This window comes from Paenibacillus sp. AGC31 (assembly GCF_057334655.1).
The window spans coordinates 80,745-95,288 of sequence record NZ_JBHFJH010000033.1 but is presented as its reverse complement, the minus strand read 5'-3'; the positions used below and the strand labels follow the sequence as shown (position 1 = coordinate 95,288).

The 14,544-nt window shown below is 45.1% G+C and carries 17 protein-coding genes; all 17 read left to right on the top strand.

The window, feature by feature from the left end; all coding sequences use genetic code 11:
• The first annotated feature begins 25 nt into the window (after positions 1 to 25).
• Positions 26 to 1,468 carry a chemotaxis-specific protein-glutamate methyltransferase CheB gene (gene cheB, locus ACE04G_RS21335; RefSeq protein ID WP_449004593.1) on the top strand — a complete coding sequence of 481 codons (1,443 nt, stop codon included), beginning with the start codon at positions 26 to 28 and terminating at the stop codon, positions 1,466 to 1,468.
• Between the two features lie 32 nt (positions 1,469 to 1,500).
• Complete coding sequence (locus ACE04G_RS21330; RefSeq protein ID WP_449004592.1) at positions 1,501 to 3,573, top strand: chemotaxis protein CheW; 2,073 nt, start codon at positions 1,501 to 1,503, stop codon at positions 3,571 to 3,573.
• 41 nt (positions 3,574 to 3,614) lie between these two features.
• Complete coding sequence (locus ACE04G_RS21325; protein WP_036609340.1) at positions 3,615 to 4,076, top strand: chemotaxis protein CheW; 462 nt, start codon at positions 3,615 to 3,617, stop codon at positions 4,074 to 4,076.
• Between the two features lie 10 nt (positions 4,077 to 4,086).
• Positions 4,087 to 4,707: a chemotaxis protein CheC gene (locus ACE04G_RS21320; protein WP_091034987.1), complete on the top strand. Its 621-nt coding sequence runs from the start codon at positions 4,087 to 4,089 to the stop codon at positions 4,705 to 4,707.
• Positions 4,700 to 5,197 (top strand): chemotaxis protein CheD, encoded by a 498-nt coding sequence (locus ACE04G_RS21315; RefSeq protein ID WP_017689162.1) that lies wholly within the window; start codon positions 4,700 to 4,702, stop codon positions 5,195 to 5,197. The genes ACE04G_RS21320 and ACE04G_RS21315 overlap by 8 nt, the downstream gene beginning before the upstream one ends.
• A gap of 4 nt (positions 5,198 to 5,201) precedes the next feature.
• Positions 5,202 to 5,645 carry a hypothetical protein gene (locus tag ACE04G_RS21310; protein ID WP_076208888.1) on the top strand — a complete coding sequence of 148 codons (444 nt, stop codon included), beginning with the start codon at positions 5,202 to 5,204 and terminating at the stop codon, positions 5,643 to 5,645.
• A gap of 15 nt (positions 5,646 to 5,660) precedes the next feature.
• Positions 5,661 to 6,449 (top strand): FliA/WhiG family RNA polymerase sigma factor, encoded by a 789-nt coding sequence (locus ACE04G_RS21305; protein ID WP_017689160.1) that lies wholly within the window; start codon positions 5,661 to 5,663, stop codon positions 6,447 to 6,449.
• 62 nt (positions 6,450 to 6,511) lie between these two features.
• A complete protein-coding gene (locus ACE04G_RS21300; RefSeq protein ID WP_221824169.1) occupies positions 6,512 to 7,921 on the top strand; it encodes a flagellar assembly protein A in 1,410 nt (469 codons plus the stop codon).
• Between the two features lie 52 nt (positions 7,922 to 7,973).
• Positions 7,974 to 8,288: a hypothetical protein gene (locus ACE04G_RS21295; RefSeq protein ID WP_449004591.1), complete on the top strand. Its 315-nt coding sequence runs from the start codon at positions 7,974 to 7,976 to the stop codon at positions 8,286 to 8,288.
• A 65-nt stretch (positions 8,289 to 8,353) separates the two neighbouring features.
• Positions 8,354 to 8,938: a hypothetical protein gene (locus ACE04G_RS21290; RefSeq protein ID WP_221824167.1), complete on the top strand. Its 585-nt coding sequence runs from the start codon at positions 8,354 to 8,356 to the stop codon at positions 8,936 to 8,938.
• 3 nt (positions 8,939 to 8,941) lie between these two features.
• Positions 8,942 to 9,568 carry a hypothetical protein gene (locus ACE04G_RS21285; protein WP_221824165.1) on the top strand — a complete coding sequence of 209 codons (627 nt, stop codon included), beginning with the start codon at positions 8,942 to 8,944 and terminating at the stop codon, positions 9,566 to 9,568.
• Positions 9,569 to 9,864: 296 nt separating this feature from the next.
• Positions 9,865 to 10,563: a 30S ribosomal protein S2 gene (gene rpsB, locus ACE04G_RS21280; protein ID WP_017689155.1), complete on the top strand. Its 699-nt coding sequence runs from the start codon at positions 9,865 to 9,867 to the stop codon at positions 10,561 to 10,563.
• Between the two features lie 115 nt (positions 10,564 to 10,678).
• Positions 10,679 to 11,329, top strand: coding sequence for a translation elongation factor Ts (gene tsf, locus ACE04G_RS21275; protein WP_036609326.1), 651 nt, complete (start codon positions 10,679 to 10,681; stop codon positions 11,327 to 11,329).
• Positions 11,330 to 11,561: 232 nt separating this feature from the next.
• On the top strand, positions 11,562 to 12,290 hold the full coding sequence (gene pyrH, locus ACE04G_RS21270; RefSeq protein WP_076208883.1) for a UMP kinase: 729 nt from the start codon (positions 11,562 to 11,564) through the stop codon (positions 12,288 to 12,290).
• On the top strand, positions 12,290 to 12,844 hold the full coding sequence (frr, locus tag ACE04G_RS21265) for a ribosome recycling factor (RefSeq protein ID WP_017689152.1): 555 nt from the start codon (positions 12,290 to 12,292) through the stop codon (positions 12,842 to 12,844). Before pyrH ends, frr begins: the two co-directional genes overlap by 1 nt.
• Positions 12,845 to 12,933: 89 nt before the next feature.
• Positions 12,934 to 13,701 (top strand): undecaprenyl pyrophosphate synthase, encoded by a 768-nt coding sequence (gene uppS, locus ACE04G_RS21260; RefSeq protein WP_017689151.1) that lies wholly within the window; start codon positions 12,934 to 12,936, stop codon positions 13,699 to 13,701.
• Positions 13,702 to 13,717: 16 nt separating this feature from the next.
• Positions 13,718 to 14,512: a phosphatidate cytidylyltransferase gene (locus ACE04G_RS21255; RefSeq protein WP_221824163.1), complete on the top strand. Its 795-nt coding sequence runs from the start codon at positions 13,718 to 13,720 to the stop codon at positions 14,510 to 14,512.
• The last annotated feature ends 32 nt before the right edge of the window (positions 14,513 to 14,544 follow it).

The window sequence follows — 14,544 nt, the reverse complement described above, 5'->3', positions numbered from 1 at the left end:
ATAAAGGAAACAGGGGTGACACAACATGGCGGCGTATCAAGTATTGGTTGTCGATGATTCCGCTTTTATGCGTAAGATTGTTACGGATTTGATCCAAGCGGATCCGGAATTCAAGGTAACGGCAACGGCATCAAACGGTAGAGAAGCGATTCAAAAATCACTGGAATTGAAACCCGATATTATTACAATGGACGTTGAGATGCCCGAAATGAATGGGTTGGATGCATTAAAATCAATTATGAAGGAATCTTTCGTTCCTGTAATTATGCTCTCTGGTATCAATGAACAAGGCATGAAAGAAACCATTATGGCGCTTGAAGCCGGGGCATTTGACTTCATTCGCAAACCATCTATTTCACATGACCAGGATATTGCTCAAGTTGGTAAAGCCTTGGTTGAGCGCATGCGTGCTGCGATGAATGAGATCAAAAGAAAAGCTGATCGTGAGTTATCCATGAAAAATAGAGACATGTTGCGAGGAGCAGTTGCTCCCCCAACTCAGCCAGTACAGAAAGAACTGCCGGCTAGGGATCGAGCGGAGCCTGTGAAAAAAACGATCGAACCTGTCGAGACGAGTCAACGCTCTCTTCGAGAACGGACTGAAGCCTTTCAGGCCAAATCAAAGAAACCAATTGAACCATTGTCACCTTCAAAACCAGGTCGCGTAGAGAATAAACCGGAGCCTTTGCCAAAGGCTGAGCGTATTTTGGGAACGAAGGCAGAAAAAGCAGTGAGGTCAGCTAATCCAGTACAGACTCCAAAGGAAGTTCGACTACCTAATGCAGCTAGAGTGGCAGCTGATCAAATAGCGGCAACCTCTGCCTCTGCAAAAGCCAAGGATGTAATCAAGCCCATTCCTGTCCCCAAAGGTGGAGGGGGGCTGGAAGGACCATTCAACAAACTTGTGGCAATAGGTTGTTCTACGGGTGGACCGAGGGCTCTCAAGACATTGCTTGAGCAGTTGCCTGCTGATTTGCCTGCACCGGTCATTATTGTGCAGCATATGCCGCCCAATTTCACACGTTCTCTGGCTCAACGATTGAATACATTCAGTCCACTGCATGTGGTTGAAGCTGAAGAGGGCATGGTTCTGAAAAAAGGAACCGCCTATATAGCACCCGGCGGATTCCATGTGAAAGTTAACAAAACAGCAGACGGGAAGTTTATCGTGAAGCTGACTGAAGATCAACCAGTGAATGGACATAGACCTTCAGTGGATACGATGTTTGAGTCACTTCTGCCGTTTACATCTTTACAAAGGCATCTTGTTTTGCTGACGGGAATGGGAAGTGATGGAGCACGTATGATGAAGAGATTATACGAAGCTGGAGTTACATCAACCTTTGCCGAGAATGAAGAAACATGTGTTGTATATGGTATGCCGCGTTCTGCTGTAGAGCTGCAATGCGTTCGTCATCTTCTGCCATTGCAGGAGATTGCGTCTAAACTTGTTCAAGCAGTGAAATAACGGAGTGTAACTCACGGAGGAGGTGCCTCACAATGGACATGAACCAATATTTATCCATGTTTATTGATGAGTCTAATGATCATCTGCAATCGCTTAACGAAAATATGCTTCAACTTGAAGGCAATCCGGAAGACCTGGGCATAGTTCAGGTTATATTCCGCTCTGCTCATACCTTGAAGGGTATGGCAGCAACTATGGGCTTTGAAGATTTGGCATCACTGACACATAAAATGGAAAATGTGTTGGATCTGGTTCGTAATGAGAAGTTGAAAATGCAGGATTACATTTTTGATACCATGTTCAAGAGTCTGGACGCTTTGGAAACTATGGTTCAGGATATTACCGAAGGTGGACAAGGTAAAGCAGATGTGTCGTCAATCGTAGCTTCACTTCAGGCCATTGAAAATGGTGAAATGACAAACGGAAAGGAACCTGCTACAGAAACAAACAAGCCGGCTAACGCTTCAATCTCTTCGGCTGTGGAGCTGGATGAATTCCAATATTCAGTGCTGGATCAGTCGATCGCCGAAGGTCATCGTGTGTTCTACGTGGATGTGCTTGTTAGCGAGCATAGCCAGTTAAAAGGTGTACGGGCTTATATGGTCTTTGATATGCTGGAACGTTCAGGTGAAGTCGTTAAGGCTTACCCATCCGTTCAGGATATTGAGCAGGAGAAGTTTGAGCGCAGTTTCTCGTTGTATTACATAACAACTAAAGAGGCGCACGAACTGGAAGAAGGCATCATGAGTATCTCTGAAATTGAAAGTGCGAAGCTCATTCAACTGGATCAGGAGACTCTTCAGCAGATGGCCAATCAGGTAGCAGCTACAGTTGAAGCGCCACCCGCACCAACAGCTGTAGCTGAGGTTGCTTCGCCGGATAAGAATTCTGTACCGAAAGAAGAAGCCACAACGGTACCAGCTAAAACAGCTGCACCGAAGCAAGCTGCTGCACCTTCACGTACCATTCGTGTGGATATTGAACGTCTCGACGTATTGATGAACCTGTTCAGCGAATTGTTGATTGACCGTTCACGTCTGGAGCAACTGGCCAGTGAAACAGGCAACAATGATTTATCCGATACAGTAGCTCATTTAAGTCGAGTTAGCACAGATTTGCAAAATATTGTACTGAAATTGCGGATGGTTCCGGTAGATACTGTATTTAATCGATTCCCGCGCATGATCCGTGATCTGGCTAAGACACTTGATAAAAAAATCGATCTGGTGATTACAGGTGCTGAGACGGAACTGGATCGTACGGTAATTGATGAGATTGGTGATCCGCTTGTGCATTTACTGCGTAACGCGGTTGACCATGGTGTGGAATCCATTGCAGAGCGTGTAGCTGCAGGTAAACCAGAGATGGGAACAGTAAACCTGCGTGCCTTCCACAGTGGGAATCACGTATTTATCGAGATTGAAGATGATGGTAAAGGTATCTATCGCGACAAGCTTTTGAAAACCGCGATCAAACGTGGTGTTGTAACCGAAGAACAAGGTGCCAAGATGAGTGACGATGAAGTAAATCAACTGTTGTTCGCACCTGGTTTTAGTACTGCTGATATTATCTCGGATATCTCTGGCCGTGGCGTTGGCTTGGATGTAGTAAAATCGAAGATCACTTCGCTTGGCGGTAATGTAACCATTCATTCAACTCCAGGCAAAGGCACGAACTTCTCTGTTCAGCTTCCATTGACTCTATCCATTATTGCTGCAATGCTTGTACGACTTGGTTCAGAGAAATACGCTGTTCCGTTGTCCTCCATTGTAGAGACGGCCATTGTACAACGTGAGCAAGTTCGTAATATTCACGGCAATAAAATGATCACGTTCCGTGAGTCACTGATTCCGTACTTGTCCTTGAGCGAAGTTTTCTCCGTACCGGATTTCAATGACGCTGATGAGCCGGAAACAGAAATTGTCGTGATTCGCAAAGGCGACCGTCTTGCAGCCGTAGCTGTTGAAGAATTTATTGGACAGAGTGAGATTGTTCTCAAATCAATGGGAACCTATCTTCCTGCTATTGAAGGAATCTCTGGAGCAACCATTCTCGGAGATGGACAAGTAGCCCTGATTCTTGATCCTAATGCATTTATTAAATAAGCATAGAGCTAAGTCTTACATTTAATAGGGAGGTTTTTTACATGGAAGAAGAGTTGAAAGTCATCGTCTTTAAATTGGGTTCCGAAGAGTATGGTATTGAGGTAGATAAGGTTCAGACGATTGAGCGCATGATGCCAATTACCCGTGTTCCCAAGACACTTTCCTTTGTAAAAGGAGTTATTAATCTACGCGGTGTTGTAATTCCGGTCATTGATCTACGCGGTCGTTTCTCCCTTCCGGAAACGGAATACACGGATCAGACTCGTATTGTTATCGTAGGTGTAGACGACATGCAAGTTGGCTTTATCGTAGATTCTGCCAATGATGTTATTGATATCAAGAGCAGTGCAATCGATAGCCCACCAGAAGTGGTTGGCGGCGTCAAAGCAAGATACCTGCGAGGTGTTGCTAAATTGGAGGATTCACGCTTGTTGATTATGCTCAACCTAAACGAAGTATTAAATAAAAGCGAGATTGTACAGCTGGAAAGTGTTGAGGGCTAGTACCGTGGAGATGTTCAACCGATTTGAGGTATTCCAGATGGATGTGCTCAAAGAGGTCGGTAACATTGGAGCAGGCAACGCCGCAACGGCGTTGTCTCAACTCCTCAACAGACCGATTGACATGGGTGTACCTACAGTACAAATGCTCCCTTTTGAAGAAGTTGCCGAAAAAGTGGGCGGAGATGAACGCATCGTGGTTACCGTGTTTCTTCGTGTAGAAGGCGAAGCACCGGGAAATCTTTTCTTTATGATGACACCAGAGGCTGCTAAAATGTTGTTGAATAGACTTGCCGGGTTTGATCTAAAAGAAGGACTCGCTTTTACAGATATGGAACAATCAGCGCTTTCCGAAATTGGAAATATTTTGGCTGGATCCTATCTTTCTTCTTTGGCAGATTTCACGAAGTTGTCTATGTATCCAACTGTTCCTGGACTTGCCATCGACATGGCGGGTGCCATTCTAAGTTATGGCTTGCTGCAATTTGGCGAGATGGGTGACGCTGCATTGTTGATTGACACATCTTTCTTTGAAGGTGAAGATCAAGTTGAGGGTCAGTTTTTCCTCATTCCGGATCCACCATCCTTTGCAAAGATATTTGAATCGCTAGGGGTGCCACTGAGCCATGATTGAGGACAAAAGCGTCGTTAAAGTCGGTATGGCGGATTTAAACATCGCTCATCTTCCTGGTGTAATCCGTACGACGGGCTTGGGCTCGTGTGTGGGATTAACAATGTATGACCCACATTTGAAGCTGGCTGGAATGGCGCATGTCATGCTTCCTACTTCAGAGATCGCCCGTGAAGGGAAACTGAACACTGCGAAATATGCGGATACGGCGTTGCCTGAGCTTTTGGAAAAGATGATAAAACTAGGCGCTTCTCACTCACGTATTGTGTCTAAAATGGCCGGGGGCTCTCAGATGTTTGCCTTTGCTGGCGCAGGAGATACAATGCGCATTGGACCAAGGAATGCAGATTCTTGTCGAGAGTGGCTTCAAAAACTCAATATCCCTCTTCTAGCAGAAGATACGGGTGGGAATTATGGACGAACGATTGAGATGGACTGTGAAACTGGACTTTTGACTATTCGAAGTGTACAAATGGGTGTAAAGGAATTATAAGACTATGATAGGAAACTACCGCATTAATCTTGGAGCAGGCATCGTTGGGTTTATTCTTACTTTTTTTGTAGCATACAGCAGCAATGTGCTGATGACCAGTTTAATTCGCGGATTGATCGGATTCGTAGCCTGGTTTGTCCTTGCATATGGTTTACGCTGGGGATTGGGATTGCTGCTGAACCCTCAGATCGAGGGAAATGGGTATGGTTATGATTCACCAAATGCTCAAGATCAAAGAGGTTCACAGGTGGACATTAAAATCGAAGACGATGGACAAGAGCTGAATGATTTGCTCAAGAGTGGACAGAACGCTTCATCTGGGGACGATCTTCCGCCATCTGAGACGAAAGCTCCAACGGGATTCGCCCCTTTGGATCCGCCTAAACTTGTCCGGACCAAGGATCCGGAGGAATTGGCGCAGGCCGTTCGTCACCTGACAGACAAATAAGGAGGGTGAAAGCAATTGAACGAGCGTAAAGCTTCACATTTGAACCATTCTGATCTGTGGGAAAAGTGGAAAGAACATGGAGATCTTGAAGCCAAGAAAACGTTGATTGAAAAGTATCTTCATATTGTAAATTATGTATCCGGTCGACTGGCTGTTGGTTTGCCCAAAAATGTTCCCAAGGATGACCTGGAGAGCAATGGCGTTATGGGGTTAATTGATGCATTGGAGAAGTTCGACTATGAACGTGGTCTGCAATTTGAAACTTATGCATCATGGAGGGTCCGCGGAGCCATTCTTGACGGTCTGCGTCAAGGTGATTGGGTTCCGCGTTCTGTGCGGGAGAAGGCCAAGCGAATTGAAGACGCCTACCAACAGCTGGAACAAAGTTATCTCAGGTCTGTTAGTGATGAGGAAATGAGCGAGTACCTGGACGTGTCCACTAAAGATTTTCAACATATGCTTCAGGAAGTGGCAGTCATGTCACTTTGCTCGCTGGAGGACCCAATTCGTGAGGAAGAGTCTGAGACTCGTCTGTCTTTGATGGTGGATGAGAAAGCCAAAAACCCGGATTATAAAGTGAATGAGTTTTATTTGAAGGAAGCTTTGGTGCAAGGGCTTGACAAGTTGACGGTAAAAGAGAGAACGGTTGTTTCACTCTTGTATTACGAAGATCTTTCTCTTAGTGAAATTGCTGAGGTTATGTCTCTTTCTCCGTCTCGTATATCCCAGTTACATTCCAAGGCAATATTACGATTACGCGGCACGTTGGACAAACAGAAAGATTTGTTGATGCGTAAAGATTAATAGAGAGAAGTAATATCATTGGAGTTTGGGGAGTGGAAAGTCTAAAAGGGGGAAGAATTGCAGTGACACAGCGGACTGCTTTGGAACAATGTTTAAACATTGTTTTATCGGACGACAAATGCACAGCCTACCTTGAATTTTCCAAAGAGGAAGAAGGCTTTGCCTGCACGATCGATGAACTTGAACAATTTGTGGCGAACAAGGGCATCAAACAAGGTGTATCGCGAGAGGCATTATTACTTTTTGTGAGCAACCCTGAAACCTACTTGAAAGATAAATACAAGATTGCAGAGGGTGTCGCTCCCATTCAAGGAACAGATGGCTTCATCAAGGTTCTGGTTGGAATGGACGATACGAATGAACGACGACCATTGGAATCGGAAGATGGAACCGTCGATTACAAAGAAGTGACCCGGTTAAACAATGTCCGTAGTGGTCAGATCATTGCAGAGCGGATCGCTCCTAGCGATGGCATACCAGGCAGGGCAGTAACAGGTGAGGAAATTCCTTATCGTCCGGGAAAAGAAGCTCGGTTTAAAGTTGGGAAAAACGTTGTGATTAACCCGGATGGTTCTGCGATGTATGCTGCACTGGATGGGCTGGTTACCAAAACGGACGGTAACAAACTGAATGTGTTTCCGGTCTATGAAGTCAATGGTGACGTTGACTACAATAACGGTAATATCGACTTTGTAGGCACAGTTGTCATACGAGGCAATGTACTTACCGGATTTAAAGTAAAAGCAGCAGGTGACATTCGTGTTGTCGGAGGTGTCGAAGGAGCTGAACTGGAAGCAGGCGGCTCAATCGAAATTACCGGTGGTATTATTGGTTATAACAAAGGACTGGTACAAGCAGGCCATAATGTTAAATGTACTTTCATTCAAGAAGGTAACGTAGATGCCGGTGAAGATGTTCTGGTTTCCCAAAGTATTATGCATTCCAATATTCGTGCTGGCCATGGTGTCATCTGTGCGGGCACCAAAGGTCTAATCGTAGGTGGCTCCATCCAGGCTGGTCAGAACGTCTCAGCGCGTGTTGTAGGCAACAGCATGTCCACGGTCACTTCCATTGAAGTTGGTGTGCTACCAAAGCTACGTAACGAACTCAATGATTTGCGCAAGGAAGTCAGAGAGCAGATGGATTCCTTGGATAAAACGAAGAAAGCTTTGACGTTGCTGGATCAATTAGCTGCCGCTGGACAACTCACTCCAGATAAGATGTCGATGCGAATCAAGCTGAATGCTACGCAGAAATCTGCTCTTCGTATAAGTGAAGAAACGAAAACGCGTATCTTTGAAATTGAAAAGGCACTTGAAGATACAAGTAAGGCTCGTGTTGATATTCTGAAGATGATTTATGGAGGCTCTAAAATAGTTATCGGCAGATACACGAAATTTATTAAAGATCCAGTGAGTCGAATTTCATTTTATTATCACGATGGTGATATTACGATGGTTCCATACGTTTAAGTACAGCATTCAGGCACAGGAAGAAATCCATTCGAAACCGTGAGGTGAGCGTATGAGTTTCAAAGCAGTGGAGTTGCAGATTGCGGTACCACGAACAAGTGAAGCGGGACGTTATCAAAGTGAAGCCCAGCAGCGACTGATTACGGATCAGAATCTTTTGGCAGAGCAAACATCGAAAGAAGCAAATGAAGCAAGGCAACGAAGTGAAGCAATGGACGAAACTTCACAGACTTCGGTGCGTGATGGTCATAACCATGATGGGGATCAGCAGAGTGGTTCCGATGGACAGGAGTCTGCTCAGGCTCAAGAAACTGTCAAACCTGCAGAGCACCCGTACAAGGGAAAACACATAGATCTGTCTTTATAATAAATGGTTGTTATGGATATGGAATCTTGCGCACCGATGGTTGAATCAGAAGGAGAGAACCCAATTTGTCACCATGGATCATTATTGTCATATTAGGGGCCTGCGCCATCGCCTATGCTTGTATTATGCCTCGGAAAAACAAGGCGCAAGAGCCTGGGCATCAACTGGTGCAGGAGATGGAATCTACGCTTGAACACTACATGACCGAGATCGAAAATGATAATGATGCTCTTATTCAACGTGTAGCTGAAATGAAGGGAGAAGCGACAGCAGCCGATCAACGTATGCAATTGCAACTTCAGGAATTACAGCAGCGGTTGGATCAGCTGGAACAGAGCAAAAAGAACGAACCTGTCGCTGCACCTGTTCCACACTCCGGTAATGTATCCGTACCATCTTCCGAAGGTTTGCAAGCACAAGCGCTCGTGAAAAGTGTACAAGCAGAGGCGGCCCAGCAGGCGTTAGAAGCAGACGAACAGACCAGTGAAGTCGAATCTTTGCCTGGGAGTGAGTCGATTAAAGATCGATATGCAGAACTCTTTAATCTACATGCTGAGGGTAAGTCGATGGATGCCATATCCAAGCAGACAGGCATTCAGCGTGGTGAGGTACAGTTAATACTGCAACTGGCAGAACGGGAGGAAAGCTAAGTCATGGACAAGCGATCCTTATGGATTGGTATAGGGAGCGGCTTGATTATTGGTGCGGTTTTGCTACAACTGGCCACAGTTGGACAAAATGCATTATCGGATAGTAATCTGGACCCTGAGCAGACCGCCAATATGACCAAAGAACAGCTTGAAACAGTCGCAAAAAGCCTGGATATGAAGGTGGTTGGTTCTGAAGAGGGATTGTTCACAGAAGCTGAGTGGGTAGAGAAGAAAAAGCAAGAAAGCAGTGAGTTGCAAGGGGAAACAGCAACACCGCCGGAGACAGTAACCTCTACGGAAACACCCGCAGAGCCTGAGAAGCCACAAGAGCCTGCTGCAAGTGAAGGTGAAGGGCAAAAAGAGATAACTGAGCCGAAGACAACAGAACCTGTAACGCCGAGCAATCCGAAAGGCGCAACAGTATCATTCAAGGTACGCTCAGGCAATAGTCTGGCGATCGTTGCAGCAAACCTAAAAACCGCGGGAATCGTAGATGATGCTCAAGCGTTCATCAAGGCTGGCAAAGCTGAGCGAATCAATACGAAAATCCAAGTGGGTACCTATGCGCTTGAAAAAGGCGAAAGTTTCAAATCCATTATCGCAAAAATTACGAAAGAACCGTCAAACTGAGCATGCTCGGACAGGACGGTTTTTGCGTATTAAACGGTGCATTTTCAAAGCTTGATAATAATTAGCGCCTGAGTTACATATCAAGTTTAAAATGATTCGATACTAGCAAAAAACGAAAAGTAGATTTTAGCTTTAAAGACTGTTGCATCGGACAGTCAATTATGCTATATTAGATAACGGTGTTAAAACACACGCATGTGCTAATTTTGTTGAGGGTGCTTTCCTTATGGAGAGTCTTGGCGAAAAATGATGCCGGCGGAGGACACAATAAAAACCATATTAGGAGGTGTGTGAAGATGGCAGTAATCTCCATGAAGCAGCTTCTCGAAGCTGGGGTACACTTCGGTCACCAGACTCGTCGTTGGAACCCAAAAATGGATCGTTATATCTTCACTGAAAGAAACGGAATTTATATCATCGACTTGCAAAAGACGGTGAAGAAAGTCGAAGAGGCTTACAACTTCGTTAAAGGAATCGCAGGAGAGAATGGTAAAATTCTTTTCGTGGGTACTAAGAAACAAGCTCAAGATTCCGTTAAAGAAGAAGCTGAACGTGCTGGTCAATTCTACATTAACCAACGCTGGCTTGGCGGTACCCTGACTAACTTCCAAACAATTCAAAAACGTATTGATCGTTTGAAACAGTTGGAAGCTTGGGAAGAAGACGGTACATTCGCTGTATTGCCTAAAAAAGAAGTTATCTTGCTTCGCAAAGAAAAAGATCGTCTGGAGAAATTCTTGGGCGGTATTAAAAATATGAAAGGCCTGCCAAGCGCCCTGTTCATCATCGATCCACGCAAAGAGCGTATCGCTGTTGCGGAAGCTCGCAAATTGGGTATCCCAATTGTAGGTATCGTTGATACTAACTGCGATCCGGACGAGATCGATTATGTTATCCCAGGTAATGACGACGCGATCCGCGCTGTTAAATTGCTGACAGGTAAAATGGCTGATGCAGTAATCGAAGCTAACCAAGGCGAAGAAACTTCCGCTTAATAGATTCGAACATATGTTATAAACTAAATGAAAAGGGTGGTTGGCAGGTGGATAACCTCTCACTGCCCTTTTTTTAGAGTGTACGTACAATACTTAATGTTGGAGGGAATTTATAATGGCAGTTAATGCGAGTGCGGTAAAAGAACTTCGCGAAAGAACGGGCGCTGGTATGCTCGATTGTAAAAAAGCACTGGAAGAAGCAAATGGTGATGTAACAAAAGCAGCTGAATTGTTGCGTGAGAAAGGTCTCTCTGCAGCAGCAAGCAAAGCAGGCCGTGCAGCCACTGAAGGCGTTGTAGAATCTTACATCCACGCTGGTGGACGCATTGGTGTCTTGGTTGAAGTTAACTGTGAAACTGACTTCGTTGGTAAAACGGATCAATTTAAGGATTTCGTTAAAGATGTAGCTATGCAAATCGCTGCAGCTAATCCTAAATTCGTTACACGCGAAGAAGTTCCTGCAGATGAGCTGGAAAAAGAAAAAGAAATCCTGAAAGCTCAAGCTCTTAATGAAGGCAAACCAGAGAAAATCATTGAAAAAATGGTTGAAGGCCGTATCGGTAAATACTACGAAGAGTACTGCCTGCTGGAACAAACTTTTGTTAAAGATCCAGACAAAACGATTTCTCAATTGTTGAACGAAAAAATCAGCCAAATTGGTGAAAACATCTCCATCCGTCGTTTCGTTCGTTACGAACTGGGTGAAGGTCTTGAGAAAAAAGTAGACAACTTCGTAGAAGAAGTAATGTCCCAAGTAAACAAATAAGACGGTTTCTATAAACCGGCGAGCAAAATTGATTTTCGAAGATATAAGAATGATGAAACTTCGAAGCGTAAACTCCCTTATATCTCAGAAAAACAGTGCCTTACCGGTTAAACGTTTTTCCTAAAAGAGCGGAACACAACTGTGTTCCTTTCTTTTTAAGCAGGAGGCCATGCGCGAGAAGTTTTGTTGGTTGAACACCAAGCGTGTTCAATTCAAAGTGGAGGGTGAATAATTGGAACAGCCAGTATTTAAACGTGTAGTCTTAAAGGTCAGCGGAGAGTCTCTTTCCGGTCAAAACGGCTACGGTATTGATGCAGATACGATCTCGTCGATTGCCCAACAGGTAAAAGAGGTTGTTGCACTTGGTGTACAGGTTGCTATTGTATGTGGCGGCGGAAACATCTGGCGTGGAATTGCCGGTAGCGAAAAAGGCATCGATCGTGCAACTGCCGATTATATGGGTATGCTGGCGACAGTGATGAACTCGCTGGCACTGCAGGATGCTTTGGAACAGATTGAAGTGCCTACGCGTGTACAGACATCTATTGCAATGCAACAGATTGCAGAGCCTTATATTCGTCGTAGAGCTATTCGCCATCTGGAGAAAGGCCGGGTCGTTATTTTTGCAGCAGGTACAGGTAACCCGTTCTTTTCCACGGATACAACAGCAGCACTGCGCGCAGCGGAGATTGAAGCAGAAGTTATCTTGATGGCCAAAAATAAAGTTGATGGTGTATACTCAGCAGATCCGTTTAAGGACAGTACAGCTGTGAAATTTGATCAGTTGACCTACATGGATATTCTTAACAAAGACCTTGGTGTAATGGATTCGACGGCATCCTCGCTTTGTAAGGACAACAACATCCCGTTGATCGTATTTGCCATTACGGAACAAGGTAACATCAAACGTGTTGTTCTGGGCGAACGTATCGGAACAATCGTTAAAGGGAGTGTAGATTAATGCCACAAGCGGTTAAACAACATGCCGAAGAGCGTATGGAAAAAGCAATTCAAGCATTGCGTCGTGACTTGGCTACTTTGCGTGCAGGCCGTGCAACTCCAGCTCTTCTGGACCGAATTCAGGTAGAGTATTATGGGGCAATGACGCCATTGAATCAACTCGCTAATATCAGTACTCCGGATTCCCGTACCCTGATGATTCAGCCTTGGGACAAATCCTCCATGGGTGACATCGAGCGTGCCATCATGAAATCGGATCTGGGTCTTACTCCAGCCAATGATGGTAGCATGATCCGTTTGTCTATTCCGGCATTGACGGAAGAACGTAGAGCGGAACTTGTTAAGCTGACGAAAAAGTTCGGTGAAGAAGGTAAAGTAGCGATTCGTAACATTCGCCGTGACGCGAATGATGACATCAAGAAAATGGAAAAGTCAGATATTTCCGAGGATGAATCCCGGAGACATCAGGACGATATCCAAAAATCGACCGACAAGTTTATTGCTGAAGTCGATAAGGTACTCGCTGCCAAAGAAAAAGAAATCATGGAAGTGTAAGACAAGCGCAGCCCCTCCAATACGGTGGGGTTTTGTCTCTTTTTCCAAGCTTCAGATAAAGAAACTTCAGGGATTTTGGAGGAACAGGAATGATCAAACGGGTTCGGTCGTGGTGGAATGGGGCTGACAAGCAGGAAACGCTGACTATATCCGAGGACAATATCCCGCAGCACGTCGCCATCATCATGGACGGCAATGGACGATGGGCCAAACGTTTGGGACTCCCGCGTATAGCCGGGCACCAAAATGGCATGAAGGCGGTCAAACGTGCGACCATCGCGGCGGATGAACTGGGCATCAAATATCTGACGATGTACGCTTTTTCGACAGAAAACTGGACGCGTCCAAAAGAAGAAGTGGATTTTCTGATGCGACTTCCGCAAGAATTTCTAGCCATAGAGCTGGATGAACTTATAGAAAAAAATGTGCGCATTCGCATGATGGGTCAAGAGGAACATTTACCTTCTCATACCATTAATGCCTTGCGGGAAGCCATTCGTCTTACGGAACATAATACAGGTCTCGTTTTGAACTTTGCAATGAACTATGGAAGTCGTCGTGAAATGACGGACTGTGTTAAACAGATCGCTCTGCAGGTGAAATCGGGGGAACTATCGGCAGAGGACATAACACCTGAACTCATTGATAGACATATGCTGACGGTTGACATGCCCGATCCGGATCTGCTGATCCGGACGAGCGGAGAGTTGAGATTAAGCAACTTTATGCTCTGGCAGCTTGCATATAGTGAATTATGGTTTACGGATATATACTGGCCCGAATTTGGCAAAAAGCATTTGCTTGAAGCAGTAGCCGAATATCAGCGCAGAACAAGGCGTTACGGCGGTTTGAAATAGATGGAGGATGAAGCCGTTGAAACAGCGATTAACGACAGGAATCATAGCAGGTGTGTTGTTTTTAGGTTTTTGCATGCTGGGCGGACCCTGGTACCATGGTTTGGTATTGCTTATGGCTCTCATCGGTTATTATGAATTTGTTAAAATGACCGGGGTGATGCCTTTTTCAGGTGTGGCCCTGATTGGATATGCTGGTGTTTTTGCCATTGTGTTTCCTTGGGAAATGCTTTGGGAGGCAAGACCGTTATCCTTATTTCAGGTCATCTGGATAGTAATGCTTGTGCTGATGACAGCTTCGGTTGTCACCAAAAATAAGCTTCCCGTGAATACAGTGGCGATGCTTTTCCTCGGCGTGTTGTATATAGGGATCGGTTTCTATTACATTGCAGAATCCAGACATCTGCATCATGGATTGTTCTGGACGTTCCTGTTGCTGGGTTCCATATGGGCCAGTGATGCAGGAGCTTATTTTGTAGGGAAACTCATTGGTAAAAACAAACTGTGGCCTTCCATCAGTCCAAACAAAACCGTGGAGGGTGCACTGGGTGGCATCGTGATTGCAATTGTTACTTCTGTTATTTTTGCATTAGTATCAGATGGTTTGCTTTCCTGGCAGAGAGCGATTGTGATCGGAATTGCCTGTGCAGTTGTAGGTCAGATGGGTGACTTGATCCAGTCTGCATACAAACGTGTATATAATATCAAGGATTCAGGCAGTCTTCTCCCAGGGCATGGAGGCATTCTTGATCGGTGCGACAGCTGGATTGTTGTTTTTCCATTCGTACATATACTAATGCTATTGCCCTACTAAAGAAGAACATGAGTCTGAGATAACAGCATTGT

What these genes read in the sequence shown, in the direction of transcription:
- uppS (WP_017689151.1), top strand. Translation starts at nt 12,934, where the DNA reads ATGATCAAACGGGTTCGGTCGTGGTGGAATGGGGCTGACAAGCAGGAA.
- ACE04G_RS21285 (WP_221824165.1), top strand. Translation starts at nt 8,942, where the DNA reads ATGGACAAGCGATCCTTATGGATTGGTATAGGGAGCGGCTTGATTATT.
- cheB (WP_449004593.1), top strand. Translation starts at nt 26, where the DNA reads ATGGCGGCGTATCAAGTATTGGTTGTCGATGATTCCGCTTTTATGCGT.
- tsf (WP_036609326.1), top strand. Translation starts at nt 10,679, where the DNA reads ATGGCAGTTAATGCGAGTGCGGTAAAAGAACTTCGCGAAAGAACGGGC.
- ACE04G_RS21295 (WP_449004591.1), top strand. Translation starts at nt 7,974, where the DNA reads ATGAGTTTCAAAGCAGTGGAGTTGCAGATTGCGGTACCACGAACAAGT.
- rpsB (WP_017689155.1), top strand. Translation starts at nt 9,865, where the DNA reads ATGGCAGTAATCTCCATGAAGCAGCTTCTCGAAGCTGGGGTACACTTC.
- ACE04G_RS21320 (WP_091034987.1), top strand. Translation starts at nt 4,087, where the DNA reads ATGTTCAACCGATTTGAGGTATTCCAGATGGATGTGCTCAAAGAGGTC.
- ACE04G_RS21325 (WP_036609340.1), top strand. Translation starts at nt 3,615, where the DNA reads ATGGAAGAAGAGTTGAAAGTCATCGTCTTTAAATTGGGTTCCGAAGAG.
- ACE04G_RS21330 (WP_449004592.1), top strand. Translation starts at nt 1,501, where the DNA reads ATGGACATGAACCAATATTTATCCATGTTTATTGATGAGTCTAATGAT.
- ACE04G_RS21315 (WP_017689162.1), top strand. Translation starts at nt 4,700, where the DNA reads ATGATTGAGGACAAAAGCGTCGTTAAAGTCGGTATGGCGGATTTAAAC.
- ACE04G_RS21310 (WP_076208888.1), top strand. Translation starts at nt 5,202, where the DNA reads ATGATAGGAAACTACCGCATTAATCTTGGAGCAGGCATCGTTGGGTTT.
- frr (WP_017689152.1), top strand. Translation starts at nt 12,290, where the DNA reads ATGCCACAAGCGGTTAAACAACATGCCGAAGAGCGTATGGAAAAAGCA.